At 30.3% G+C, this 24,744-nt stretch carries 26 protein-coding genes and 1 pseudogene; 9 read left to right on the top strand and 18 right to left on the bottom strand.

Annotation, left to right across the window (positions count from 1 at the left end; translation table 11 throughout):
• Nucleotides 1-150: 150 nt before the first annotated feature.
• The 3 genes from nadD to ACW9UN_RS10845 all read right to left on the bottom strand — a co-directional run bounded on the left by nadD (nt 151) and on the right by ACW9UN_RS10845 (nt 2,369).
• Entirely contained in the window at nt 151-735 is a 585-nt protein-coding gene (nadD, locus tag ACW9UN_RS10855) for a nicotinate (nicotinamide) nucleotide adenylyltransferase (RefSeq protein ID WP_459486284.1), read from the bottom strand.
• Nucleotides 736-833: 98 nt separating this feature from the next.
• The gene (gene gmk, locus ACW9UN_RS10850; RefSeq protein ID WP_459486283.1) at nt 834-1,418 is read right to left on the bottom strand and encodes a guanylate kinase; all 585 of its coding nucleotides are present in this window, start codon (nt 1,416-1,418) and stop codon (nt 834-836) included.
• A gap of 84 nt (nt 1,419-1,502) precedes the next feature.
• Nucleotides 1,503-2,369, bottom strand: a complete 867-nt coding sequence (locus ACW9UN_RS10845) for a YicC/YloC family endoribonuclease (protein ID WP_459486282.1) — start codon at nt 2,367-2,369, stop codon at nt 1,503-1,505.
• A gap of 210 nt (nt 2,370-2,579) precedes the next feature.
• On the opposite strand from ACW9UN_RS10845, the gene upp reads away from it, so the two are divergent.
• On the top strand, nt 2,580-3,233 hold the full coding sequence (upp, locus tag ACW9UN_RS10840) for a uracil phosphoribosyltransferase (RefSeq protein WP_459486281.1): 654 nt from the start codon (nt 2,580-2,582) through the stop codon (nt 3,231-3,233).
• Here upp and ACW9UN_RS10835 read toward each other — a convergent pair.
• Nucleotides 3,228-4,145 (bottom strand): DUF6427 family protein, encoded by a 918-nt coding sequence (locus ACW9UN_RS10835; protein ID WP_459486280.1) that lies wholly within the window; start codon nt 4,143-4,145, stop codon nt 3,228-3,230. The genes upp and ACW9UN_RS10835 overlap by 6 nt on opposite strands.
• A 41-nt stretch (nt 4,146-4,186) precedes the next feature.
• Between ACW9UN_RS10835 and ACW9UN_RS10830 the strand changes: the two genes are divergently transcribed.
• The 3 genes from ACW9UN_RS10830 to ACW9UN_RS10820 all read left to right on the top strand — a co-directional run bounded on the left by ACW9UN_RS10830 (nt 4,187) and on the right by ACW9UN_RS10820 (nt 6,162).
• The gene (locus ACW9UN_RS10830) at nt 4,187-4,408 is read left to right on the top strand and encodes a DUF6341 family protein (protein ID WP_459486279.1); all 222 of its coding nucleotides are present in this window, start codon (nt 4,187-4,189) and stop codon (nt 4,406-4,408) included.
• 9 nt (nt 4,409-4,417) lie between these two features.
• On the top strand, nt 4,418-5,089 hold the full coding sequence (gene trmB / locus ACW9UN_RS10825) for a tRNA (guanosine(46)-N7)-methyltransferase TrmB (protein ID WP_459486278.1): 672 nt from the start codon (nt 4,418-4,420) through the stop codon (nt 5,087-5,089).
• 101 nt (nt 5,090-5,190) lie between these two features.
• Nucleotides 5,191-6,162 carry a type I phosphomannose isomerase catalytic subunit gene (locus tag ACW9UN_RS10820; RefSeq protein ID WP_459486277.1) on the top strand — a complete coding sequence of 324 codons (972 nt, stop codon included), beginning with the start codon at nt 5,191-5,193 and terminating at the stop codon, nt 6,160-6,162.
• A gap of 10 nt (nt 6,163-6,172) precedes the next feature.
• Here the strand turns inward: ACW9UN_RS10820 and ACW9UN_RS10815 are convergent, their stop codons facing one another.
• The 6 genes and pseudogenes from ACW9UN_RS10815 to ACW9UN_RS10790 all read right to left on the bottom strand — a co-directional run bounded on the left by ACW9UN_RS10815 (nt 6,173) and on the right by ACW9UN_RS10790 (nt 13,468).
• Nucleotides 6,173-6,991: an alpha/beta hydrolase gene (locus ACW9UN_RS10815; protein WP_459486276.1), complete on the bottom strand. Its 819-nt coding sequence runs from the start codon at nt 6,989-6,991 to the stop codon at nt 6,173-6,175.
• Nucleotides 6,992-6,998: 7 nt separating this feature from the next.
• A complete protein-coding gene (locus tag ACW9UN_RS10810) occupies nt 6,999-9,503 on the bottom strand; it encodes a glycoside hydrolase family 2 TIM barrel-domain containing protein (RefSeq protein WP_459486275.1) in 2,505 nt (834 codons plus the stop codon).
• Between the two features lie 122 nt (nt 9,504-9,625).
• Complete coding sequence (locus ACW9UN_RS10805) at nt 9,626-10,741, bottom strand: Zn-dependent alcohol dehydrogenase (protein WP_459486274.1); 1,116 nt, start codon at nt 10,739-10,741, stop codon at nt 9,626-9,628.
• Between the two features lie 8 nt (nt 10,742-10,749).
• Nucleotides 10,750-11,990 (bottom strand): annotated as a pseudogene (locus ACW9UN_RS10800) (NAD(P)/FAD-dependent oxidoreductase).
• A 9-nt stretch (nt 11,991-11,999) separates the two neighbouring features.
• The gene (locus ACW9UN_RS10795; protein WP_459486273.1) at nt 12,000-12,308 is read right to left on the bottom strand and encodes a 2Fe-2S iron-sulfur cluster-binding protein; all 309 of its coding nucleotides are present in this window, start codon (nt 12,306-12,308) and stop codon (nt 12,000-12,002) included.
• Nucleotides 12,309-12,313: 5 nt separating this feature from the next.
• The gene (locus ACW9UN_RS10790; protein ID WP_459486272.1) at nt 12,314-13,468 is read right to left on the bottom strand and encodes a cytochrome P450; all 1,155 of its coding nucleotides are present in this window, start codon (nt 13,466-13,468) and stop codon (nt 12,314-12,316) included.
• A gap of 152 nt (nt 13,469-13,620) precedes the next feature.
• On the opposite strand from ACW9UN_RS10790, the gene ACW9UN_RS10785 reads away from it, so the two are divergent.
• The 5 genes from ACW9UN_RS10785 (at nt 13,621) to ACW9UN_RS10765 (ending at nt 18,256) form a co-directional block, all read left to right on the top strand.
• Nucleotides 13,621-14,475: an AraC family transcriptional regulator gene (locus ACW9UN_RS10785; protein ID WP_459486271.1), complete on the top strand. Its 855-nt coding sequence runs from the start codon at nt 13,621-13,623 to the stop codon at nt 14,473-14,475.
• A gap of 365 nt (nt 14,476-14,840) precedes the next feature.
• Nucleotides 14,841-15,419, top strand: coding sequence for a Crp/Fnr family transcriptional regulator (locus tag ACW9UN_RS10780; RefSeq protein WP_459486270.1), 579 nt, complete (start codon nt 14,841-14,843; stop codon nt 15,417-15,419).
• A gap of 79 nt (nt 15,420-15,498) precedes the next feature.
• Nucleotides 15,499-15,984, top strand: coding sequence for a GlcG/HbpS family heme-binding protein (locus ACW9UN_RS10775; RefSeq protein WP_459486269.1), 486 nt, complete (start codon nt 15,499-15,501; stop codon nt 15,982-15,984).
• A gap of 19 nt (nt 15,985-16,003) precedes the next feature.
• Nucleotides 16,004-17,530 (top strand): Dabb family protein, encoded by a 1,527-nt coding sequence (locus ACW9UN_RS10770; RefSeq protein ID WP_459486268.1) that lies wholly within the window; start codon nt 16,004-16,006, stop codon nt 17,528-17,530.
• Nucleotides 17,531-17,539: 9 nt separating this feature from the next.
• Complete coding sequence (locus ACW9UN_RS10765; RefSeq protein ID WP_459486267.1) at nt 17,540-18,256, top strand: 3-ketoacyl-ACP reductase; 717 nt, start codon at nt 17,540-17,542, stop codon at nt 18,254-18,256.
• 119 nt (nt 18,257-18,375) lie between these two features.
• Here ACW9UN_RS10765 and ACW9UN_RS10760 read toward each other — a convergent pair whose 3' ends face one another.
• From ACW9UN_RS10760 to ACW9UN_RS10725, 8 genes are all read right to left on the bottom strand, one after another.
• Nucleotides 18,376-18,930, bottom strand: a complete 555-nt coding sequence (locus ACW9UN_RS10760) for a 4'-phosphopantetheinyl transferase family protein (RefSeq protein WP_459486266.1) — start codon at nt 18,928-18,930, stop codon at nt 18,376-18,378.
• Nucleotides 18,930-19,181, bottom strand: coding sequence for an acyl carrier protein (locus ACW9UN_RS10755; RefSeq protein WP_459486265.1), 252 nt, complete (start codon nt 19,179-19,181; stop codon nt 18,930-18,932). Before ACW9UN_RS10755 ends, ACW9UN_RS10760 begins: the two co-directional genes overlap by 1 nt.
• Nucleotides 19,182-19,239: 58 nt before the next feature.
• The gene (locus ACW9UN_RS10750) at nt 19,240-20,532 is read right to left on the bottom strand and encodes a beta-ketoacyl-[acyl-carrier-protein] synthase family protein (protein WP_459486264.1); all 1,293 of its coding nucleotides are present in this window, start codon (nt 20,530-20,532) and stop codon (nt 19,240-19,242) included.
• Nucleotides 20,533-20,639: 107 nt separating this feature from the next.
• A complete protein-coding gene (locus tag ACW9UN_RS10745; protein WP_459486263.1) occupies nt 20,640-21,080 on the bottom strand; it encodes a 3-hydroxyacyl-ACP dehydratase FabZ family protein in 441 nt (146 codons plus the stop codon).
• A 50-nt stretch (nt 21,081-21,130) separates the two neighbouring features.
• Nucleotides 21,131-22,183, bottom strand: a complete 1,053-nt coding sequence (locus ACW9UN_RS10740; protein ID WP_459486262.1) for a type III polyketide synthase — start codon at nt 22,181-22,183, stop codon at nt 21,131-21,133.
• Nucleotides 22,184-22,274: 91 nt separating this feature from the next.
• Nucleotides 22,275-23,000 carry a methyltransferase domain-containing protein gene (locus ACW9UN_RS10735; protein WP_459486261.1) on the bottom strand — a complete coding sequence of 242 codons (726 nt, stop codon included), beginning with the start codon at nt 22,998-23,000 and terminating at the stop codon, nt 22,275-22,277.
• Nucleotides 23,000-24,133 carry an NAD(P)/FAD-dependent oxidoreductase gene (locus tag ACW9UN_RS10730; protein WP_459486260.1) on the bottom strand — a complete coding sequence of 378 codons (1,134 nt, stop codon included), beginning with the start codon at nt 24,131-24,133 and terminating at the stop codon, nt 23,000-23,002. Before ACW9UN_RS10730 ends, ACW9UN_RS10735 begins: the two co-directional genes overlap by 1 nt.
• A 3-nt stretch (nt 24,134-24,136) precedes the next feature.
• Complete coding sequence (locus ACW9UN_RS10725) at nt 24,137-24,667, bottom strand: YceI family protein (protein ID WP_459486259.1); 531 nt, start codon at nt 24,665-24,667, stop codon at nt 24,137-24,139.
• Nucleotides 24,668-24,744: the final 77 nt, after the last annotated feature.

Raw genomic sequence — 24,744 nt, 5'->3', positions numbered from 1 at the left:
CCTCATGGAGCAATTCAAAGATTGCTCTAGAAAAATTTCAGAATAACTTTACTTACACACTTTTTGGTTTAGTACCTATAAATTCAATGCCATCTGAATTAACTATGCAGAAATCTTAAATAAAGGTTTGAATATTTAAAAATAACGAAACTATTTTTTATAAAAATTCATTTCGTCTATATATTCCCAAACAGCTTCAGTTAATAGTGGTTTTACGTTCTTTTTTTCTTTAATTCCTTTTCGAATCATTGTTGATGAGAGTTGCATAATTGGTGCATCAATTTTATGAATTTTCGGATGATTTTTAAATTGATGTTCTACATTTCCATCAGCAATTCTCGGATATACGTAAATGTGATGATGCTCTAAAATAGTTTCGTAATTTTTCCACTTATGAAAACTTTTCAAATTATCTTCACCCATAATTAAGCTAAATTCTTTATTCGGATATTTTTCAGCAATATGCGCCAAGGTATGTACTGTATAATTGGGCTGAGGCAATTTAAACTCAATATCTGATGGTTTAATTTTGATATAATTTTCTGTTGCTCTATACACCAGTTCAAATCGATGATGATTTTCTAGCAAAGAACTTTTCTTTTTAAAAGGATTATGAGGTGTTACCACCATCCAAATCTCTTCTAAATCAGAATTTTCTACCAAATGATTGGCAATAATTAAGTGCCCAACATGTATTGGATTAAATGTACCAAAATATAAACCGATTTTACTCATTTTTCTTTTGAAGATGATAGAAAAAAATAAAGGAAAATAAACCTTTTAATTACTACTAATTTCTCATTAATCTTTTCTTTCTACTCTATTTTTTTGTTTTATTTTAAATCTAAAAAATCACTAACCAAGTCTTCTGCTTCCTTTAAGGCAACATCTAATTCGTAATTTTTAATAATTTTATCAAACTGAGGTGCAGTTGCCAATTCTACAGATGCTTTTGCAATTCGCATATTTATTTTGTCTTCACTTTCTGTAGATCGTTTTTTTAAACGAATCTTCAACTCATCTATACTTGGTGGTTTTACAAAAACAGATAAGGTTTTTTCTGGAAATTTTTTCTTAATTCGCAAACCACCAGCTACATCAATATCAAAAATAACGTGTTTTTTTTGTGCCCAAATTCGCTCTACTTCTGTTTTTAAAGTCCCATAAAAATTATCTCTATACACCTCTTCCCATTCTAAAAAATTATTACTTTTTATATGGTTTTTAAACTCTTTTAAAGAGATAAAATAATAATCTACTCCATTTTTTTCGTTACCTCTAGGAGCTCTTGAAGTAGCTGATATAGAAAAGGCTAGGTTAAATTTTTCTTGATTCAATAAATGGCGAACAATCGTAGTTTTACCAGAACCAGAAGGTGCTGAAAACACAAATAATTTTCCTACAAAATCATTTTTCATAATTAATTTTGTTATGCTGAACTTGTTTCAGCATCTTGTTAATATTATTGGAAGCTGAAATAAATTCAACTTACTTTAATTTCATTAGAGTACATTTAAAATCTGTTCTTTGATTTGCTCTAATTCGTTTTTCATTTGAATAACTGCTTTTTGCATGGGTGCAAAATTGGCTTTAGAACCAGTGGTGTTTATTTCTCGTCCCATTTCTTGAATAATAAATCCTAATTTTTTTCCATTAGAATCTGGCGTGTCTAAAGTTTCTAAAAAGTAATCTAAATGATTTGCTAAACGCACTTTTTCTTCGTTGATGTCTAATTTTTCTAGATAATAAATCAATTCTTGCTCAAAACGATTTTCATCAGTTTCTACTTTTAAATCTTCGATGGCTTTTTGTAAACGCGTTTTTACATTTTTAATTCTATCTGTATCTAAAGCTTTAACCTCTTCTAAATATTTTTTAATATTTTCTACTCTCTGCTTAAAATCTATTTCTAAAGATTTGGCTTCATCTAGTCTGTATTGCACAATTTCTAAAATGGCTTCATCAATACCTTTATCAATCAAGTTCCATTCATTTTCATCTAATTCTTCTCGCTCAGTTTTTAAAGCATCTGGCATTGTAATTGCCATTTTTAGCAACTCAACATCATCTTCAGACCCAATAAAAAGTGTATTTCTTAACTGTTCTACATAATTTTTTACAACACTTTTATTTACTGTTGTAGAAGTTTCATCTGCAGTGATTTCTACAAAAATTGAAAAATCAACTTTACCTCTCATTAAAGATTTTGCCAGCTTTTTACGTACAGAAAGCTCTTTTTCTTTGTAATAAGAAGGAATTCTAACGTTTAAATCTAAATTTTTACTGTTTAAAGATTTTATTTCTATGGTTACTTTTTTGGTTGGTAATTGCAATACCGATTTTCCGTAACCAGTCATAGATTGAATCATACAAACATTGTTTTAAATGAGCAACAAAGATAAGTTTTATTTGATGTTTTTTTAGTTACGCATAAAAAAAGAGTTCCAAAAAAATAATGAAACTCTTTTACTTAGGTTAGTTGATTTTAAGTTGGTTATTGATGAAAATAATAATAAAATCTGGTAGCAAGATACAAATTTTGAGGTATTAAATTATATTTGTTTTACAATTTAGACACTATGAGGATACATTATGTAGGAAAAAACAACTCTATTTTAAATAAATTTATTGCAGAAATTAGAGATCAAAAAATTCAAAAAGACTCACTTCGATTTCGAAGAAATATTGAGAGAATTGGTGAAGTTTTAGGCTATGAATTAAGCAAAGAATTATCTTACTCAGAAAAAAATATTAAAACTCCTCTTGGTTTTAGTAAGCTGCATTTAATGAATAATAACCTAGTGTTGTGTTCGGTTTTAAGAGCAGGTTTACCTTTGCATCAAGGATTATTAAATTATTTTGATGATGTAGAAAATGCCTTTATTTCTGCCTATCGTCATCACCCAAATAACGATGCTGAGTTTAACATTCTTGTAGAGTATTTAGCATCCCCAGAAATAGCAAACAAAACATTATTATTGGCAGATCCAATGTTAGCTACTGGCCAATCTTTAGTAACGGTTTATGAAGCTCTTAAAAAAACAGGAATTCCCAAAGAAATTCATATTGTAGCAGTTATTGGTGCTAAAAGCGGAATTGAGTTTATTAAAGATAAGTTTCCAGAAAACACACACTTATGGATTGCTGCCATTGATAACGAATTGAACGAAAAAGGATACATAGTACCTGGTTTGGGAGATGCTGGAGATTTGGCTTTTGGGCAAAAATTATAAGAAATAATGCACAGTAATAGCTGCAACTAAAAACATATAAAGAATGCTATCTTTAATTATTTTTTTCTGAATCAGTTCTACACCGTTTGCCAAAATAATTGCCATTGGTAAAAACATATAAACCAATTCTGAACCTTTTTTTTCTGGTATATAAGATAAAAAAACAACAACTATCGTAAAATTGGTAAGCAACACTATCCAACTTTTTCTAAACGTATTATTAATAGATAAAGCTTTTATGGATTTTAATAACAGCGATAAAATGGTAAAAAATAAAGCACTGTTTATAAACCAAAAATATTTTGTTTGTGTGTAAAACTGAATATCAAAAATAAAATCAAAAATAAAATGCGCTGTAAATGTATCTAGGCTATTGTTCCAAAAAAGGTAGGTACAATAAATGATTAATGGGGTAATAAAACCAAAAATAGGTACAAGAAGAGATTGAATTGTAATTTTATGGTGTGTATAAATTGCTACATAAACTAAGATTAGAAATAAAATAGAAAAAGGTTCTAAAATAAAAAGGATGCTCAACCAAAAACCACTATCAAAAAACTTTTCTATAATTTTTTTGGATGAGCGTAAACTGTAAATTTTTCTCAAAAATAGTAGGTAAACGATTGTTTGAACTAAAATTGCATATTCAATTAACACAGATACCATACTAAGCATCAATAAAACAAACAAAAAATAGGCATAAGAGTTATCAAACGTGAGGCTATTTTTGCCATTAATAAAGTTAAAAATAAAAAAGATAATTAAAAAAAAGAGGGTTAAAGTGATGCTCTTTACGAGTTTATCTGACGTAAAACCATCAAAAAAAACAGTATAAAACACCCCAACTAAGAAAAAAACCAACACACCAATAAAATTGATAGGTTTAGATTTGTTTAAAAAATTGGCTAACATCTTTTCTTTTATTATTTTTGCAGCGTAAAGATACTTAAGTTATGATAGCAAGCAATATTTTTAGATGGATTGGTAGTTTATTTACCGACGTTTTATTTCTACCTTTTAAATGGTTACGACTAGAACTTGCAACTGCAGATTTAGGTTGGTGGTTATCGAATGCTGTAAATTGGTTATTTCTATTAGTTCTTTTAGTGTTATTTGCATACTGGATGAAAGAATCTAAGAGATTTTTAGACGAAGGAACAGAAGATAGAGCATAATTTTACGACTTGGGAAGTAAAAACAAATTAAAACGTTTTGAAGAAAACAAAACGTTCAAAAATGTCATTCAGCCAACAAGAGATGAGGTAATTTCCAATTTTTCTTACAAAGGCAAATGGCATTCTTTTTTTAAAAACAATAACCCTATAATTGTTGAACTAGGTTGTGGTAAAGGCGAGTATACAGTAGCTTTAGCTAGAAAAAATCCTGATAAAAATTATATTGGTATTGACATTAAAGGCGCTCGATTTTGGAGAGGCGCCAAAACTGCACTTGAAGAGAATCTTGAAAATGTAGCTTTTGTAAGAACTCAAATTGAATTGGTTGATTTAATTTTTGCTGAGAACGAAGTTTCTGAAATTTGGATTACTTTTCCAGATCCACAAATTAAATACCAACGTACCAAACACAGAATGACTAACGCCAATTTCTTAAAAAAATATCATCATATTTTAAAAGAAAATGGTATTGTAAATTTAAAAACAGACTCTGAGTTTATGCATGGGTATACTTTAGGATTATTATCTGGCCAAGGGCATACCATTTTATATTCTAATCATAATGTGTATAAAAATGATGGAGCTCCTAAAGAGGTTACAGAAACACAAACTTTTTACGAAAACCAATATTTAAAAGTTGGTAAGCCAATTACCTATATTCAATTTCAATTGAATTATTAAAACGTTTTCGTAATTTATTGAAAATCAATTTTTATTATTATTTCTTAAAAGAAATTTTAATAGTAAATTGTACCTGAAATTATTCTACAAAACAGAACAACATGAATTTATATCCTTTAAAATTTACACCGCTTTATAAGTACAGAATTTGGGGTGGAGAAAAATTGAAAACTGAATTAAATAAAAATTATTCAGAAGAAAACATTGGTGAATCTTGGGAAATTTCTGATGTTTCTGGTGATGAAACTGTAGTTGCAGAAGGTACTCTACAAGGAAAAACCTTAAGAGATTTAACCAACCAGTTTAAAGGTGATTTTGTGGGTAATGCTGTTTATGAAAAGTTTGGAGAAGAATTTCCTTTATTAATTAAATTTATTGATGCTAAAACACCTTTATCTATTCAAGTACACCCAAGTAACGAAGTTGCTAAAGAGCGTCATAATTCGTTTGGAAAAAACGAAATGTGGTATGTAATGCAAGCTGATGAAAATGCAGAATTAATTGTTGGTTTTGATAAAAAAATTACCACTGAAGGTTATAAAACACACCTAGAAAACAATACAATTCTTGAGGTAATGCATCACGAAATTGTAGATAAAGGCGATACTTTTTATATTCCTACAGGAAGAGTACACGCCATTGGTGCTGGGGTTTTATTAGCCGAAATTCAGCAAACTTCTAATATTACCTATCGAATTTATGATTATGATAGGGTAGATGCTAAAACAGGTGAAAAAAGAGAATTGCATACAGAAATGGCTATGGATGTATTAGATTATGAAGTACATGATTCTTATAAAACCGATTATAATTTAGAAAAAAACACATCAAATAAATTAGTGCACTCTCCTTATTTTAGAACTAACATTCTAGATATCGATGCTACAGTTACTAAAGATTATTCAGAAATTGACTCTTTTGTAATTTATATGTGTGTAGAAGGCTCTTTAGATTTAGAATGTAATAAGCAAACATACACCATTCAACAAGGAGAAACTTTATTGCTACCAGCTTCGTTAAAACATATAACACTAACAGCAGATGCCGCTAAAGTTTTAGAAGTTTATTATTGATAAAAAACAATCAAATACATAAATGATTGGGAGTATTTTTATCAAAGAAAACTAGGGTTTTTTCTAGATGTTTAATCCAATAAGGCCATTCGTGTCCACCATCAAATTCTTCGTAAATATGATTGATTCCAGTCTCTTTTAACTGTTGATGTAATAACCTGTTTGGTTCAATAAGTTCATCAGTTTTACCACAATCAAAACGAAAAGGTGGAATTTTTGATTTGTTTTCTTTTAAAATATCAATCACATCAGGAAACTTTGCTTCTTTTTGATAGGCTTCTAAAGGTTCTTCTACAAACAGTGCCATTTGCTCTAATTTTGTTATAGAACTATGCCCAGAAATGGCTTTAAATTTCTCTGGAAATCTACCACCTAAAGCTAAAGCTCCATAACCTCCCATAGATAAACCACCAATGCAAGTTGATGTTGAATTTTTTGCTTCAGGAATGTTTTCTTTTACAGCAGTAACTACATCATTAACAATCCAATTATCAAAGTTTTTTTGATGATGAGAAAAGTATGCAGAACCATCTCCCCAAAGTCCATCAGAAGGCATTGCAATAATGGCTGGTTTTATGGTTTTATTTTCTATTAATTTTGCCGCAGTTTTATGAGCACCACCTTTCATTGCCCAAATCCAAGCACTGCCATAAACGCCATGCAAAAGGATGTAAATTGGTAGATTATCGACGTTCTCATCCACTTGTGGTACGTACAAACAAATGTCTCCTCTACCTTTTAAATTTGCAGTTTTAACGGTTAAAAAGCGTAAGTTTTGCGATTCAAAAATAGAATCTGAAAGTTCGATTGTTCTAAAACTTGATGCCATAATTTTCTTATTCTACAATTAATGATGAATTTACTTGCTGCAATTGATCCGATTTTACATCCACAGAAACAATCCCTTTTTTATTCGATTTTACAAAAATAGCAGCTTGACCATTAAAGAATTTTCGAGTGGGTTTAGAAAGGTTTTGCATATTGGTTGGGTCTCCATTTCCTGCAGCTAAAAATGTAGCTGCACCATTTACCAAAATGTTCATGTTTTTATTATAGTTTACACATAAGTTGCCATTTTTATCTAAAACAGAAACGATATACACCCCAACTTCCCCATTTTTAATACTCGATAATTCTGGTTTTATTTCTATTTTATGAGGTGCAGAAGCAGTAACTCTTTTTACCTCAGCAACAGATTTTCCTTTTTTATTATAAGCTATAATTTTTGCTTCTCCTGGTTGATAAATAACATCATCCCAAACAATGGCATAGGCTTTAAATAAATCCCAATTTCCACCACCAGAAGCAGGTTTTGCTATTGAGTTGTTTTCGTAACTGTGTTTTTTTATGGTTTTTTTAGTTTGTATGCCATAACTTTTTCCGTTGATAAAAAGTTCAGCTTTATCAAAAGAAGTATAACAAACCACAGGAATTTCTTTGCCTTTCATTGTGTCTGGTAAACTCCAATGAGGAAAGAAATGCAATACATCTTTATCCTTTTTCCATTGGGTTTGGTATAAGTAGAATTTATCTTTTTCTAAACCGATAAAATCTACAGGTGCAAAATAAGAACTTCTCGATTTTGCATCATGATATGGAGAAGGTTCACCTAAATAATCATAACCAGTCCAAACGAATTCTCCATAAACAGAAGTGTTTTTTTCTAAAGCCACAAACTCTTTGTATGCAGGATATCCCCAAGGAACATTGGTAGTTTCGTAATTACCTGGATAACCATCTTTGTACACTTTTGTGTTTAAAGAATTCCCTCTTTTGTTGTGTAAGGTATCAAAAACAACAGGGAATTTATAGCTATTTCTAACACTTACAGCACCACCAGTTTCGCTGGCATAAAACTTTAAATTTGGGTATTCTTTTCTTATTTGATGGTAAATTCCTGGTTTATAATTAAACCCAGCAACGTCTACTGTGTGTGCCATTTTACTTCTTAATGCACCTACAGAAGAATTAAAACCAGCAGTTGTTGCACGAGTGGTATCTAAAGATTTTACAATTTTGTTTAAATAGCCAGTAATATCTTTTGGATCTTTTCTGTATTGTTCTAAAATTTCGTTACCAATACTCCACATAATAATGGATGGATGATTACGATCTCTTACAATCATATCTGATAAATCTTTTTTAGACCATTTGTCAAAATGCAAAGCATAACCATTCATAACTTTACCAATTTGCCATTCATCAAAAGCTTCATCTATAGCTAAAATTCCCATTTTATCGCAGATATCTAAGGCTTCTGGAGCAGGAGGATTATGAGAAAAACGAATGGAATTTACACCCATTTCTTTCATTTTTTTCATTTGACGCACAAACAATTCTTTATGAAAAGCAGCACCAACAGGACCTAAATCATGATGCATGTTTACACCTTTAAACTTTACTTTTTTATCATTTAAATAGAAACCATCAACCTCAAAACGGATTTTTCGAATTCCGAAAGTGGTATTATAGGTGTTTATAATTTTGTCATTTTTTAAAATACTTGTTTTTAGCTTGTATAAATTTGGCGATTGAATATCCCAAAGTTTTGGTTTTTTAACCTCTAAATCTGCTGTGATTTTAGTGTTTTTGTGCAGTGTAATTTCTTTTGATTTTTTTGCAACAATTTTTCCATCCGAAGAAATTATTTCATTTACCATGGTGTAATTTCCAGAACCTAAAACCTCTACATCTACATGTACTTTTGCAAATTTCTTTTCAATGATAGGTGTTGTTACAAAAGTTCCCCAAGTTTTAACGTGGGTTTTATTGGTTTTAATAACAGAAACTTTTCTGTACAAACCAGCTCCTGGATACCAGCGAGATTGACTGTTAAAATTTTCTAATCGAACTGCGATTGAATTGTCTCCTGCTTTTAAATATTTGGTGATATCAAAATAAAAAGAAATATATCCAAAAGGTCTTTCGCCTACATAATTTCCATTTACATATACTTTTGCATTGCTCATGGCACCATCAAAAAGCAACTGAACTTTTTCTGCTAAATCAGCTTTAGAAACTGAGTAGTTTGTTCTGTACCAACCAATACCCACATAAGGTAAAGCTCCAGATCTACCTGTTCTGTATCTAGGTTGTGTTTCTCCATCTTGTATTACCATGGTTAACTGAACATCGTGCGCAAAATCAAAATCTTGTTTTACGGCCCAATCGTGAGGTACAGTTACTTTATCCCAATTAGAATCATCGAAATTTTCTTGAAAAGCAGCACCATAATCGTAATTACTGAACTTCCAGTTTTTTAAAAGTTCTACTTCTTGAGCAGTAAAAAAGTGATAGCAACAGCAAAAAGTAAAAAGTAAAATGGATGTTTTTATTTTCATAATAGAATGGTAATTTTTTTAGTTTTTATCTTCTAATTTATAAGTTCTTATGTAATCTATGTATGCAGTTCTGTCTTCTTTTGATGCACTTGCTACTTTGAATTTTCATATTTAGATTATTTTTAATCAAAAACAATTACACCTTTTGCATTTCTACCAGCCAACATATCATCAAAAGCTTGTTGTAAATCTTCTATAGGATACGTTTTGGTGATCATTTCATCTAATAGCAAATCACCTTTATCGTATAAATCTACCAATTTTGGAAAATCGATTTGCGGTCTGCATTTACCATACAATGGATTGATGTAAATTTTATCCCACTCAAACAAATTCATGTCTATAGAAATGGTTTCTTCAATTCCACTTACTTGAACAGCTGTACCTGCATTTCTAATCATGGCTAATGGTGCAGCACCTAAAGCAGGAATTGCTGTACACTCAAAAGCAAAATCTGCTCCTCTGCCATTTGTCATTTTTTTTACTTCTTCTGATGCGTTCATCAAACCAACATCATCTTTATTTGCTAAAATGGTATGTGTTGCTCCAAATTGTTTGGCCATTTCTAAACGTTCAGGATTAATATCAATAGCAATTATTTTTGATGCTCCAGATATTTTTGCACCCTGAATTACATTTAATCCTACACCACCAGTTCCAAGAATTACAGCAGAACTACCTGCTGTTACTTTTGCGGTATTTACAGCAGAACCATAACCTGTTATTACACCACAACTAATTATACTTGCAGATGGCATTGGCATTTCTGATTCTAATTTTACACAAGCTGATGCTTTAACTAGTGCGTATTCTGCAATGGTACCAATATTAAAAGAACGTTCTATAGGTTCGTTTTTCCATTTTGATCCTTCTAAATGTGCGTGGCCAGGTGTGTAACCATTTCCGCCAGCAGTTACAGGAGAATTGTTTTCGCAAATATGTTGGTTTCCTTCTTGGCATTGAAAGCATTTCATACAAGGAGTTGCCCAGTTTAAAATAACTTTATCACCCACATTAAAATCGGTAACATTGGTACCAATTTGTGCTATAATTCCTGCACCTTCATGCCCTAAAATAATGGCTTTACCCCAAGTTAAAGAGTCGTGGTCTGTATGGCATAAACCTGCCGCTTTTATTTTTACAATAATTTCGTCTTCTTTTGGGTTTGCAATTGTTATGGTGTCTATGATAAACTTTCCATCTCCTGTTGCAATGGCAGATTTTGATTGTAAACTCATTCTATTTTTTATAAAAAACTGTTGGGTTTCATTGGTATGGAAACATCAACTAGTTTCGATTTATTAATTTTTTGTTTTCCTTTTATAAAACGTGTTCCTAACACGTAAGCTTTAGCATTATTAATGGCGTCTACTGCTAATAATTCATCATTTTTAAAATACCAAATAGAAAAACAGGTGTTTTCTGTTTCTTCTTTTCTTAATAGCACTTCATTATAACCATTTGATAAACCTACCATTTGCAATTTAACATCATATTGATCTGACCAAAACCAAGGAATTGTATCATAAATAATGCTTTTACCACAAATTGATGCAGCAGCAATTTTACTTTGATCTACGGCATTCTGTACAGATTCTAAACGAATATATTTATTATAATGAGGGTTGTAATGTAAAGTACAATCGCCAATTGCATAGATGTTTGCATCGTTTGTTTGTGTAAATTCGTTTACTTTAATTCCGTTTTCTATGGTTAAATCAGCTTTTTGCGCTAACTCCGTATTTATACGAATACCAACTCCAACAATTACAAGATCTGCTTCAAAATGAGTGTTATCATCACAAAAAACAGTGTTATAATTGCCTTCATTTTTTATAGAAATTACATTTTTATGTGTACGAATATTTACCTCGTTTTCTTGATGTAAATCCATAAAATATTCAGACAATAAAGGTGCTGTTACTCTTTCTAAAACTCTAGACTCTCTTTCTAAAACGGTTACAGAAGCTCCTATTTTTTTAATGAAGCTGCTGTTTCTAAACCAATATAACCACCACCAATAATTACTACTCTTTTTTCTGTTGATGTTTCTAAAGCATTTTTAATATTTATAGCATCTGCAGCAGTTCGCATTGCAAATAAATTATGAGCTTCTTCAATACCTCTAATATTTGGAATTAAAGGACTTGCACCAGTTGCAATAACTAATTTATCATATTTTTGATTAGCTTCATTTTCGATAGAAATGCTTTTTAAATCTCTATTGATATTGGTAACTTTTTTACCCAATTGTAAAGTGATGTTTTCTTTTTGGTAAGCTTCAATTGGCTTTAAAAGATTGCTATTTAAATCGCCATTAATAATATACGATTTAGATAAAGGAGGTCTGTGATAAGGTGTGTTTTTATCGATATCAAACAAAATAATTTCTCCTTGCCAACCTTCTTTTCTTAAATTAAAAGCAAAGTTTACACCTGCGTGGCTAGCACCAATTACTACACAAATTTTATTTGCAGTTTCTAACATCAACAAAAATTATTTAGCCACTTTTAAAACAATTCCGTCTAATTCTTCGCTAACTTGTAATTGACAAGAAAGACGACTGTATTCGTTTGTTAAATCATCGAATTCTAACATGTCGTTTTCCATTTCGTTAGGTGCACCAGTTTTATTAAAATCTTCTGGAGCTACGTGAACGTGGCAAGTTGCGCAAGAGCAAACGCCTCCACAATCGCCATCAATTCCTTTAATGTTATTGTTTACTGCTAATTCCATTACAGAACCAGAAGTTGCTTCTAGAGTTACTGTTTCACTGTCTGAAGTTATAAATGTAATTTTTGCCATTTTTGTTATTTTTTAAATTGTACTTTTAGAGAATCGAAACCCACTTTTCTTTTAAACTTGCCTAAATCTTCTATGTTTTCTTTTGCTGCTACTATTTTTATTTCGGTTACTTTTTCTGATAAAGTAGCAAGTAATATTCTTAAAATTTGACGCGCATGTGTAGCTCCTAAACAATTGTGTGTACCAAAACCAAAGCTTACATGCGGATTTACTTTTCTGTCTAAAACAACCTCGTTCGGATTTTCGAAAACACTTTCGTCTCTGTTTGCAGATGCCCAGTTTAAAGCAATTCTACTATCTGCTTTTACTGCGTGTTCGCAAACTTGAGTGTCTTTGGTGGCAACTCTACCCATCTGTGTAAGAGGTGTAAAATAAAGCACCAATTCTTCAACAGCATTATTAATCATTGCTGGATTTTCTTTTAATGCTTTTAACGAATTAGGATGTTCTGAAAAGTACGCAATAGAGTTGGCAACAGCATTAATTACAGTATCTCTACCTCCTGCAAAGGTTAAAATGATAACTCCTTTTACTTCTTCTTTTGTAAGTTTTCTACCATCAATTTCAGAATTTAAAAGCACAGAATATAAACTATCACTTGGTTTTTCTATAGCATCGTCTATTTTAGCATCTATATAATTGTATAAAATATTGGCTTTGTTTGCATCTAAAGCAGAATCGTCGCTTCTAAAAACATGTGTGCCCCAAGAAATCCATAAATCTGCTTCAGCATATGGTATGTTTAATAATAAAGTTAAAGCTCTAGATTGTAGAGGTAAAGAAAAATCGCCCACAACTTCTATTGTGTCTTTATTTAAAACTTCATCTACAATATTTTCTATTTGTGCTGTTAATTTATTTTTATAATCTTCTTGTAAAGGTCTTTTAAACCAATCTTCTAAAAGGTTTCTGTAAGATTTATGTTCTGGCGGATCTACCTCAAAAGGAATTTGTCTGGTATCTCTAATATTTACTTCGGATGGAATTACAATTCGACCAGGTTTTGCACCCGATTGAAAAGTTTGCCACTGATGTGCACATTTACGAACATTTTTATGTCCTAAAATTACCATTGCAGGATCGTTTTGATCGTTTATAGAATCGTACCCTTTTTCTTCTCTTTCTTTTTTAAAAGGATCTGGAAATTCACTTATTTTCATAATTCACCAATTTAATTTGATATCGATTAGATCTAGGTTTACGCAAAGATTTCGTATTTGTAGAAGTATCCTATCCTCTTTTTTTTGCAATTTACTACACTATTATGTTACTATAATTTGTATATTTAGCTTTTCACGTTAAAATAAGGTCTATGGATGCATTTTTTGAAAAAGTTCCTCTAACAGACAGAAAGTCAATATTAGCTTTTCGGTTTTCTGCTAAAAATTTTGATTCCCCTTGGCATTTTCATCCACAGCACGAACTTACTTATATAGAAAAAAGCAGTGGAACTAAGTTTATTGGCAACTTTGTTGGCCCTTATGAAGAAGGTGAATTAGTGTTATTGCGCTCTAATTTACCTCATTGTTGGAAAAATGATTCTGATAAGGAAGGAAATTCTTCGTCTATTGTAATTCAATGGAATAAAGGAATTTTTTCAAGAGTACCAGAATTAGAAAGTCTTTTTAAATTGTTAAAAGATGCTAGTAAGGGCGTTATTTTTAAAAAAGATGATGTTATAAAAATACTACCAGAAATAAAAAAAATGATTTTATTAGACGATACAAGTCTCTATTTAAATCTACAAAAGATACTCGTAAACTTATCTAAAATGGAATATAGTTTTATTTCTGAAAGAAGTTTTATAGATGATTTGCCTAACGAATACACTACTAGAATGCGTATTATTCATCAATTTGTAGATAAAAATTATCAAAAAAAAATTTACTTAAAAGATGTTTCTAAACTTATAAATATGTCTGAACAATCATTTTCTCGTTTTTTCAGTAAAATGATGAATAGACCTTTTTTTACTTTTTTGAATGAGTATCGCATTCAAGTTGCCAGTAAATTATTAATCGATACAGATTGGTCTGTTACCGAAATTTGTTTTACCTGTGGTTACGAATCATTGTCTTTTTTTCACAGGCAGTTTTTAAAATTCAACAAAACAACACCTTCTAAGTATAGGCAAAAATTTAAAGCAGCACATAAGGCAACTTTATAAAAAGCTTTAAGCATGAGGTAGCAACTTTCTTTGCTTTAAACCATATGTTATCCAATTCTGTCTATTTATAATTACAAAAAACTTTCAAAATAAATAGCTTTGAGTATTGAGGTTTTTTTTGGCAAAAAGCAGTAAAAATTGAGTGACTATTTTTTCTATTTTAGAATACACGAAATTAAAATCGAATTTAACATTAAAATTTTTCAACATAAATTCTTTATAGAGCTCTGTGCTAAACCCAAAAAATATGCATATTAAATTTTATAATAAAATGTATTTTTGATGACGTTTCAATTAAAAAATATAATATTAGGTTTGCCTTTTTATCAGACATATTTTTAATAAAACCATTAGAATAATAATAGATGATTAACGATTTATTAGTAAGAAACATATCTAAAAATGTAGCATTTTCTAAAACAGAAATAGAAGAATTCTGTAAATCGTTTTATACGAAGTCTATTAAAAAAAAAGACTTTCTGTTAACTCAAGGTAAAATTTGCAAGTTTGAAGGCTTTGTGTTAGAGGGCTGTTTTAGAATTTTTAATATAGATGTAAAAGGTAAAGAAAACACTTTATATTTTGCAGCTAAAGATTGGTGGCTTATGGATATTGATAGCTTTATGAACCAAACACCTTCTAATTTAAATATTCAAGCCTTAGAAGATAGCACAGTATTATTAATCGATAAACAAGATAAAATGGCCTTATATGACACATTGCCAAAGGTTGAAAAACTTTTTAGAATTATGTCTCAAAAAGCACTTGTTTCATGGCAGAGACGCTTAATAAACAATCATTCATTTACGGCTAAAGAAAGATATAATCACTTTATTGAAAAATACCCCAATATCGCATCCAAAGTAACCGATAAACAAATAGCAGGCTATCTTGGCATTCGTCATGAATTTTTAAGTAAAATTAAAAAACAGAATTTATTTTAATTTTTTCTTGAAGTTGAACTTGTTCAACATTTTTCTCGAATCTGTTTGCAATTTTTGTGGTTCAAGAAAAAATAGAAAAATGAACGCTTTAAAACATTTTAAAATTTATTACTTTGCTAGCTTGTTATTACTATCTAACCTAAGTTATGCACAAATTACAAACGATATTTCTCATGAAGAGGCTTTGAAAGCTGTTTTAGCAGCAAAAGAAAAAGCCGTTGAAAGTGAAGTATTGGTAAATATTGCTGTAGTTGATGCAGGGGCTAACTTAAAAGCTTTTATAAGAATGGATGAATCTTTTCTAGGTAGTATTGATGTGGCTATAAAAAAGGCAAAAACGGCAAGATACTTTAATATTGATACTGGAAAATTAGGAGAATTAACCCAACCAGGAGGCATCATTTATAATATTGAACTTACTAATAACGGACTAGTTACCTTTCCAGGAGGTTTTCCTATTAAAAATAAAGAGGGTAAAATTATTGGTGCTATAGGTGTTAGCGGAGGAACTATAGAACAAGACAGACAAATTGCTATTAGTGGAGCAAAAGCTATAGTAGACTAATTACTTAAATTTAAAATTTATGAATCGAATAAAAAATATCATTCTATTTAGCGTATTAATAATATCTCAAATAACTTTCTCGCAAGTTACAAATGATTTAATGCTTTATAGAAAAGACTTCAAAAACATATCTGGCAAGAATACTGTTTCTGTTACAACTTATAACAAAGACGGTTTTCATTATGTTTACGCAGGTGGAATTGGTAATATAGATGTTTATAGTTTGAGTGAAGATGGCATTCTTACACCTATAAGTAATCATGAACTTCATATGCAAAAAGGGCCTGCAAGAGGAATGGTTGCCGATCATATTAATGGCACAGATTTTCTTTTTGTAGCTAACAAATATGGTAACGTTATTGAAACATTTAAAATATTAAATAACGGATCTTTAAAACGTGTTGCCTTAGTTGAAGATACAGATAAAACACATTTAGGTACTGCAATTACTTTACAAGTAATTCACATGAAAAAAGCATCTTACCTTTTTATTGGTGGTTTAGAAGAAACCCCTGGGTTGAGTAGTTTCAAAATACAAAACGATGGAAAACTTACTCATGTACAGTCTATGAAGGATAATGAAACTATACATACAGACGGAATTATAGGCATGTACTCTCATAAAATAAAAGGAAAAACCTATCTATACACAGGTGGTTTTCAAGACAACGGAATAAGCAGTTTTAGAGTTTATGAAAATGGTAAATTCAAAAATATTAACAACATTAGCGATAATACTACTGATAGATATTTAACAGGTACCTACCCTGTAACTGGGGTAACCTTGAACAACAATAATTATATTATTGTAGGACATAGGCACCATAAATATTACAAAAGAAGTGGATTTATAAAAAGACCTAATTTTGTATACCATGGTGATGGCGTTAGTGTTTTTAAAGTAAATAAAAAAGGGGCTTTAGTTCCTCATTATGTTCTAAAAGACGATAAAACTACAAAGTTACAAGGGCAAACACGTATAGAAGTTGTATCAACAGATCAAAACCAAGCAATACTAGCTGTAGGCACAAGAGATGATGCTAGCATTCAGCTACTTCACCTAAACGCTCAAGGTATTCTTAGTCCAATCAATTATTTAGAAACAGGTTTTTCTATCTATTATGGCTTAAGATCTCATAAAATTAAAGACAAAAACTTTTTAATAGCGGGTTCGTTTAGGTTTGATTTAGGAAAAATTGTTAGTTATACTGTTGCTCCTAAAATAAAAAGAGGTGATAAAGTGTTAAGGCATATCGTAAACTTAAAGTATAAAGCAGAAGCTACCAAAGCTCAAATTGATGAAGCAGTACAAACATTTTTAAACCTTAAAAACAAAATTCCTGATATTGCAAATATTGAATGGGGTATAAACGATAGTACTGAAGGAGCTAGTAAAGGTTTCACACATACTTTTACTTTAACCTTTAATAATGAGCATGGCAGAGAAATTTATCTTTTTCACAAGGCACATTTAAATTTAGTTAAAAAAGTAGGGCCAATTATTGACGATGTTTTTGTGATGGATTATTGGACAACAAATAATTAAAATAAAAAAATGGAAAATTTAAACAACAAAACAGCAATTATAACTGGAGGTGGAAGAGGTTTGGGTAAAGCAACTGCACTTGCTTTTGCCAAAGAAGGAATTCATGTTGCTATTACAGGAAGAACAGAAAGTGTATTAAAAGAAACCGTTACAGAAATAGAAGCTCTTGGCGTAAAAGCTACTTACGCCGTTTTTGATGTTGGTAATTACAAAGAAGTAAAAAGCAATATTACAAATATTAAAAACACCTTGGGGGGTATAGATATTTTAGTAAATAATGCAGGAATTGCTGCTATTGGTTCTTTTAACGATATGCCTGTTGATCAATGGAGCAATATTATTCAAACTAACGTAATGGGGATGTATTATGTAACTAAAGAAGTTTTACCGCATTTAATAGATAAAAACGAAGGCGATATTATTAACATCTCATCTACAGCAGGATTAAATGGTAACCCAAATATATCTGCATATTGTGCTTCAAAATTTGCTGTAATAGGGATGTCTGAATCTTTAATGAAAGAAGTACGCAAAAACAATATTAGAGTAAATACACTAACACCAAGTACAATTGAAACAGATATGACAGTTGAATTAGGGATGTTAACCAAAGGCTCTGAAAATGTACTACAACCAGAAGATTTTGCAGAATTAATAGTCGCTGGCTTAAAACTTCCAAGAAGAGCCATGCTTAAAAACGCTTCTCTATGGTCTACAAATCCTTAATCAACGTGAGTTCGCTTTAAAAACCACTGATTATTGATATATTATAATTTTTAGTCTTTGAAACGAATGTTATTCCGACTAAAATGGAGAAATCTTAATTTAAATTAAAAATTTCTAAACTACACGTAATAAATTACAAAAGCACCATAATTTCCGTGGTGCGTGGTAGAGATAAAAATTGGTAATTTCATGTCATATTTATATAAATATGGAATACCTAAATCATTTTTTTGAAGCTGTACTTTTTTATCAAAAAAAGCTAATAATCTCTGATTTATTTTTTGAGATTGATGCTCATTTTTGTTGATAAAAAACAAATTAGAAACCATTTTTTTATATTGATATTCTTGCGCTATAGAATATACATAATCATCTGTTATACTATAATTTATATAATATTTTTGAGTTTCAACTTTTACAATACCTAATGTATTATTTACAATTTTACATGAAAATTTTAACGGTGCAAAAAATCGTTTTTGAAACTTTTGAGTATAACATTTATAAGCAGCTTCTTTCATAGACCAAAATAACCAAACTTTTAAAAAAGAGTTTTCTGAATTTAAAATTTGTTTTTGTTCGTAAACTGTAAATTGTTTTGCTAAAAAACCTTTTCGTTGCCAATTGCTTTGACTTTTTGCGAGTTGTAAATCTACAATGTCATTACCAATCATTAAGCACTCATTTTAGTCTGAATAATTTCAACAGTAGCTTTTACAGAAAGCATTTGTTCCATAGAATCATTATCAATCTGTATATCAAATTCATCCTCTACATCTAAAATAATATCTACTAAATTCGCAGAGTTTATTTCTAAATCTTTGATAAAATCTGTATTTTCATTGATGTTTTTAAAACCTTCTTCGTTTTGTACATAAGGTTTTACAATTGTGGTTAATTTTTGTATGATTTCTTGTTTTGTCATTTTATTTAAATTCTATTCAGACCTCACAGGTTTTAAAAAACCTGTGAGGTCTTTTTTATCAAATTTTAGAATATTTTTTAAAGATAACACATGCATTTACATCACCAAAACCAAAACTTGCTTTTGCTAAAATGTTAATGTTTGTTTCTACACTTTTTGTTGGAATTTTATGAACAGCAATCAATTTAGAAATCTCTGGATGTACATCTTCACAGTTGATATTTGGAAACACAAATTGTTCTTTAATTTGTAATACAGAAGCTACAGATTCTATGGCTCCAGAAGCTGCTAAACAATGCCCTACTTGCGATTTTAAAGAATTGATAAAAGGAAAATCATTTCCTTTTCTTTGCAACGCTTTTGTCCAATTTTCAATTTCTAAAGCATCTTTAGAAGTTGCTGTTAAATGCCCGTTAATCACATCAATTTTAGAGGGTTTAATCTTTGCATCAACAACTGCATCTATAATGCATTTTTGCACAGCTTCAGCATTTGGAGCCGTTAAAGTACCTCCATTTCGTTGTCCTCCAGAATTTATATTTCCTCCTAACACCTCAGCATAAATCGTTACATTTCTTTCTAAAGCACTTTCTAAAGATTCTAAAACCAAAGCTCCTGCTCCACTTCCTGGCACAAAGCCAGATGCTGTTGCACTCATTGGTCTAGACCCTTTTTCTGGAGTTTCATTATGCTTGTATGTCATCACTCTCATCGCATCAAAACCTCCCCAAGTGTACAAGCTACTATCACTAGAACTACCTACCAACATTCTTTTAGCCTTGCCTGACTGTATACGCTCAAAACCCAACAACAAAGCTTCTGTACCTGTTGTACATGCAGATGAATTTGTGGTAACTTGGTTCCCAAGCCCTAAAATTCCACCTAAATATGCAGAAATACCACTTGCCATGGTTTGCACTACAGATGTGCTTCCTAAGCGTCTTACTTTTTGATCATCAATTTTGTAAATAGATTCTCTAAACTTCTCTATTCCTGATGTTCCTGTTCCGAAAATTAACCCTGAACTGTAGTCTGTTTTCGAATGTTCATCAACCATAAAACCGGCATCTTTCCAAGCATCTATTGCTGCCATACATCCGTATAAAATGGAAGTTGAATTGAAACCTCGTAATTGTAAAGGTGATAAATATTCTAACTTTTTTTCTTCAGAAACTTCTGGAATTCCACCTATACAACATGAAAAGCCTTTGTCTTTTAATGCTTGATGAAACGTAATTCCTGACTTACCCGTTTTAATGGCTTTAGAAAAAGCAGCTAGTCCTACTCCATTTGGGGCAACTACTCCTAAACCTGTTATAACGACTCTATTTTTTGACACAGACTTTTTCATTTTTGACACAGATTTCACAGATTTCCACGAATTAAAAGGAATCTACTTATAAATATATTCTCTATACAATTCTGATAAAAAATCAGAATCACTCAAAGGATAACTAGTTACTTTGCGATAACCATTCCTGAAATTTCACCTCTACAAACCAATTCGCCTTTGAAATTTAACATTTTTACTTTGCATTTTAGCTTGTTGAATCTAAAATACATTTTTTCAGAAATTACGGTTACTTTTTCGTTGGGTAAAACTGGGAGATAGAAATCTATTTGGTTTGAAGTCAACCCAATTTGTAAATCTTTCTTTAATAAAATTTCATCTTTTATCAAATAAATACCCAAACAAACTACACCAATTTGTGCCATAGTTTCTGTTAAAATAACACCAGGTGTAATTGGATTATCTTTAAAATGACCTTTATAAAAATAAGCGTCTTTATGAAAAGTATAACTTCCTGTTATTCCATTTTCATTTATTTCTGTCAATTCATCAACAAATAAAAATGGGTTAGAATATGGAAGGTGTTTTATAATTTCTGATTGTTTCATTTTGATAATTTAATAAGATTCTGAAACAAGTTCAGAATGACAATAAATTGTTACCACTCTAACAAAATACGTTGTGCAGAAAATCCTGGACCAAAACTTAGCATAATACCACGTTCTCCTTTTTTCGGATTTCTATCCATAAATCGTTCTAAAACATACAAAACGGTTGCACTAGACATATTTCCATACAAACGCAACACTTCTTTGGTGTCATTTATATTTTTACCTAAAACTCCAAATAAATCTTCTACAGTTTGTACAATTTTCTTTCCTCCTGGATGAAAAATTAAATGGTCAATATCGCCAATAGTTAAATTGTTTTTTTCTAAAAACGGATGAATAATTGCAGGGAAATGATCTGATATTTTTTGAGGAACTTCCTTATCTAAAATCATTTGTAAACCTGAATTTACCAAGTTAAAACCCATCATATGTGTAGCATTGTAAAAATGATACATGGCTTCGTCTATAATTTTAGGTCCTAAATCTTCATCAAAAGAAGAAAGAATAACGCTTGATGCTCCATCACCAAAAATAGCAGCACTTACAATATTGGTCATGGAATAATCATCTAATTGAAAGGTAGCTGTTGGCGCTTCTACAGCAACCACTGCTGCTCGTTTATTTGGGTTTGCTTTTAAAAAATTCTTAGCATAAATAATTCCAGAAACTCCAGCTGCACAACCCATTTCTGTTACAGGCAAACGCACAATATTTTGCTTCATGCCTAAAGAATTGATGAGATATGCATCTACAGATGGAATCATAATTCCTGTGCAACTTACAGTTATAATGTAATCTAAATCAGTTGGTTTTAAATTTGCTTTTTCTAATGATTTTTGAAGCGATTTTTCTGCTAATTGTGTTACTTCTCTTTGATAAATGTTGTTTTTTTCTTCGAAAGATGTTGCCGTAAAAACTTCTTCAGGATTCATAATGGAATAGCGCTTATTTACACCAGCTCCTTCAAACAATTTAATTACTTTTCTTTGAAAACGCGTTTCTTGATTTTGCATCCAGAGTGCTACAAACGGAATAATATCTTTTGTTTCTCTATAATATTTAGGTAGCTGTTTGGCTACTGATGTTATTTTTACACTCATAATACTATGACAGGAATTTCACTAATTTTTACAAATAAAAAAACTCCTTTAATTTTTCTAATTATATCGTTCTTTTTATAAACTTCGAATATTAAACTTTAGATTTTGGGTTCTTTATTATCCAAAGAAAACGGAATGCCCATTTCCAATAAATTTGAGATTCCCTATTTATCTTTAATGATATTCTTCTCAAATCTTGTCTTTTAAAACCTCTTAAAACAGAGGTTAATCCATCTTCAATTATCATTTTATTTTTAATAAAAACAGACAACAACATAAACAGGTAATACGCTAATTTATGTCTGTGTAAATCATTAACCACGATACCAATTCTAGTTTGTTTTAGCGTATTTCCTAAAAAAGAAATGAGTTCTTTTTCTTTAAAGTGATGCAAAAACAAGGTGGCTAATACTACATCAAATTGCTGAGTTTTAAACTCCTCAGAAAAAATATCTTGGGTTTTAAAACGTAATTCATCGAATTCTGACGACAATTCATTAGCATATGCAATGGCTGTTGGGTTGGCATCAACACCTAATAGGTTAAAATTATAATGATGTTTTCTACCAAATTTAGCCACATCTCTTAAAATATCGCCATGGCCACAACCAATATCTACAATAGTAATTTCTTGCGCTTTTGGATAATTTTTTAGAACAGATTTTAACCCCTTTAAGGTTACTTTATTCCCACCTAACCAACGGTTTATATTCTCTAATTTATTTAAAGTATCACGTAACAAATCACCTCCAATAGAAAAATCGTCCATAATTTCTTCTTTGTCGGTTCTTTGTTTTGTGCTGATAAAAAATTCCATTAGACCTTGATTGGTTTTCCGTGCGTTTGTTTAATAATTATAGGCAATAAAAAAGGCATTCTACGAATTATTTGTAGCAGCATGTTGGCTATTTTATCATTTCTGAATAACCTTGCAATAAAATGCCCTGCTTCTAAACGCCATTTAAATTGTTTGTTCCACTGTCTAAGATATAGTTTTTCTAGCTCATTTCTTGATGCATTTTCATCATTTAAGTAATTTAGAATGAGTTTTGATGCTATTTGTGCAGATTGTATGGCCATACTCATTCCATTTCCACAAAGTGGGTGAATCATTCCTGCAGAATCGCCACACATTACAATATGATGTTCAATTGGTTTTTTGGTTTCAAATGAAATTTGACTGATAGACAATGGTTTGTTCCAAATTGGAGTTGTATTCTTAAAAATTTCTCTCAAAAATTGATTTTGATAAACTACTGAATTTTGAAAATCATTAATATTCTTATGCTTTTTAAAGGATGAAAAATTGGTAATATAACACAAGTTTATTGCGTTGTTTTCTACTTTAGAAACTCCACAATAACCGCCTTTAAAATTATGAAGCGCCACTAAATTTTTAGGGAAATTGCCTTTTACATGAATTTTTACACCCAAATAAGGTGATTTTTTTTGGATAAAATTGCGCTTCATTTGCACATCTAATAAAGATCTTTTGCCAAAAGCACCAATTGCAATTGTAGCTGTAAATGTTTTGTTTTCCTTGGTTTCTATCGAAAAAACAGCATCATTGTAAGCAATATTAATTACAGTATCTTGCAGAAAGGTAACTCCGTTTTTAATGGCTTTTTTATACAATTCGAAATCTAAAGTGTACCTAGAAATTCCGAATCCACCAAGAGGTAATTTTGCAGAAATCACGTTATTGTTTGTGGTTGATAATTTAAAATTATCAATTTTTACAGCACCAAAATTAAAAGGATCTATCTCTAAAAAAGATAAATAAGGTAAGACTTCGTTAGAAATATACTCGCCACAAACTTTGTGTTTTGGATAGCTATTTTTTTCTATCAATAAAACATTTTTATCAAATTTTGATAAATGAATGGCATTGCATAATCCTGCTAAACCACCACCTATTATTATAACATCAAAATAGCTACTTTTTATCAAATTTTATGTTGTTCCTGTAAATTCTACTGCTATTTTTGCAGATTTAGACAAACTTACGTCGTTTTCTCCAAGATTAAAATCTTTTCTCTTGATTTTAAAGTTAGATTTGATGATAATTTTTTGATCATCTTCTGAAACTTCAAAAGGAATTTGAACTTTTTTTGCAATTCCTTTAATTTTTAGAATTCCAATAAGGTACAAATCACCATTTTTTCTTTTCACAATTCTTGACGATTTAAAATGGATAAATTTATAATTCTTTTCAAAAAAATACTTTCTGTTTAAAATCATTTTATCTCTACTCTTTTTTCCCATAGAGATTGATTTTACTCTAATTTTTAAGTTGATGTAACTATTCTCTAAATCATTAGAATTAAAATTGGTGTACACTTTGGCATCATTAAAATTACCAACAACGTTGATACCGAGTTTTTTTACTGAAAATAAAGCTTGACTAGAATTTTGCTGCCATTCTTGAGAAAAAATAGTACTGGAAAGGCAAAATAGAACGAAATAAAGGGAACGTTTTAACATTGGGGGATTGTTTTAGGTTACCAATTTAGTAAAAATTTATCTTAAAATAAAAATTTCAAATATTTAAAACACTCAAT

The organism is Polaribacter litoreus, assembly GCF_054584775.1.
Note: the sequence above shows the minus strand (reverse complement) of the source record. Positions and strands in the feature narration are given on the sequence as shown.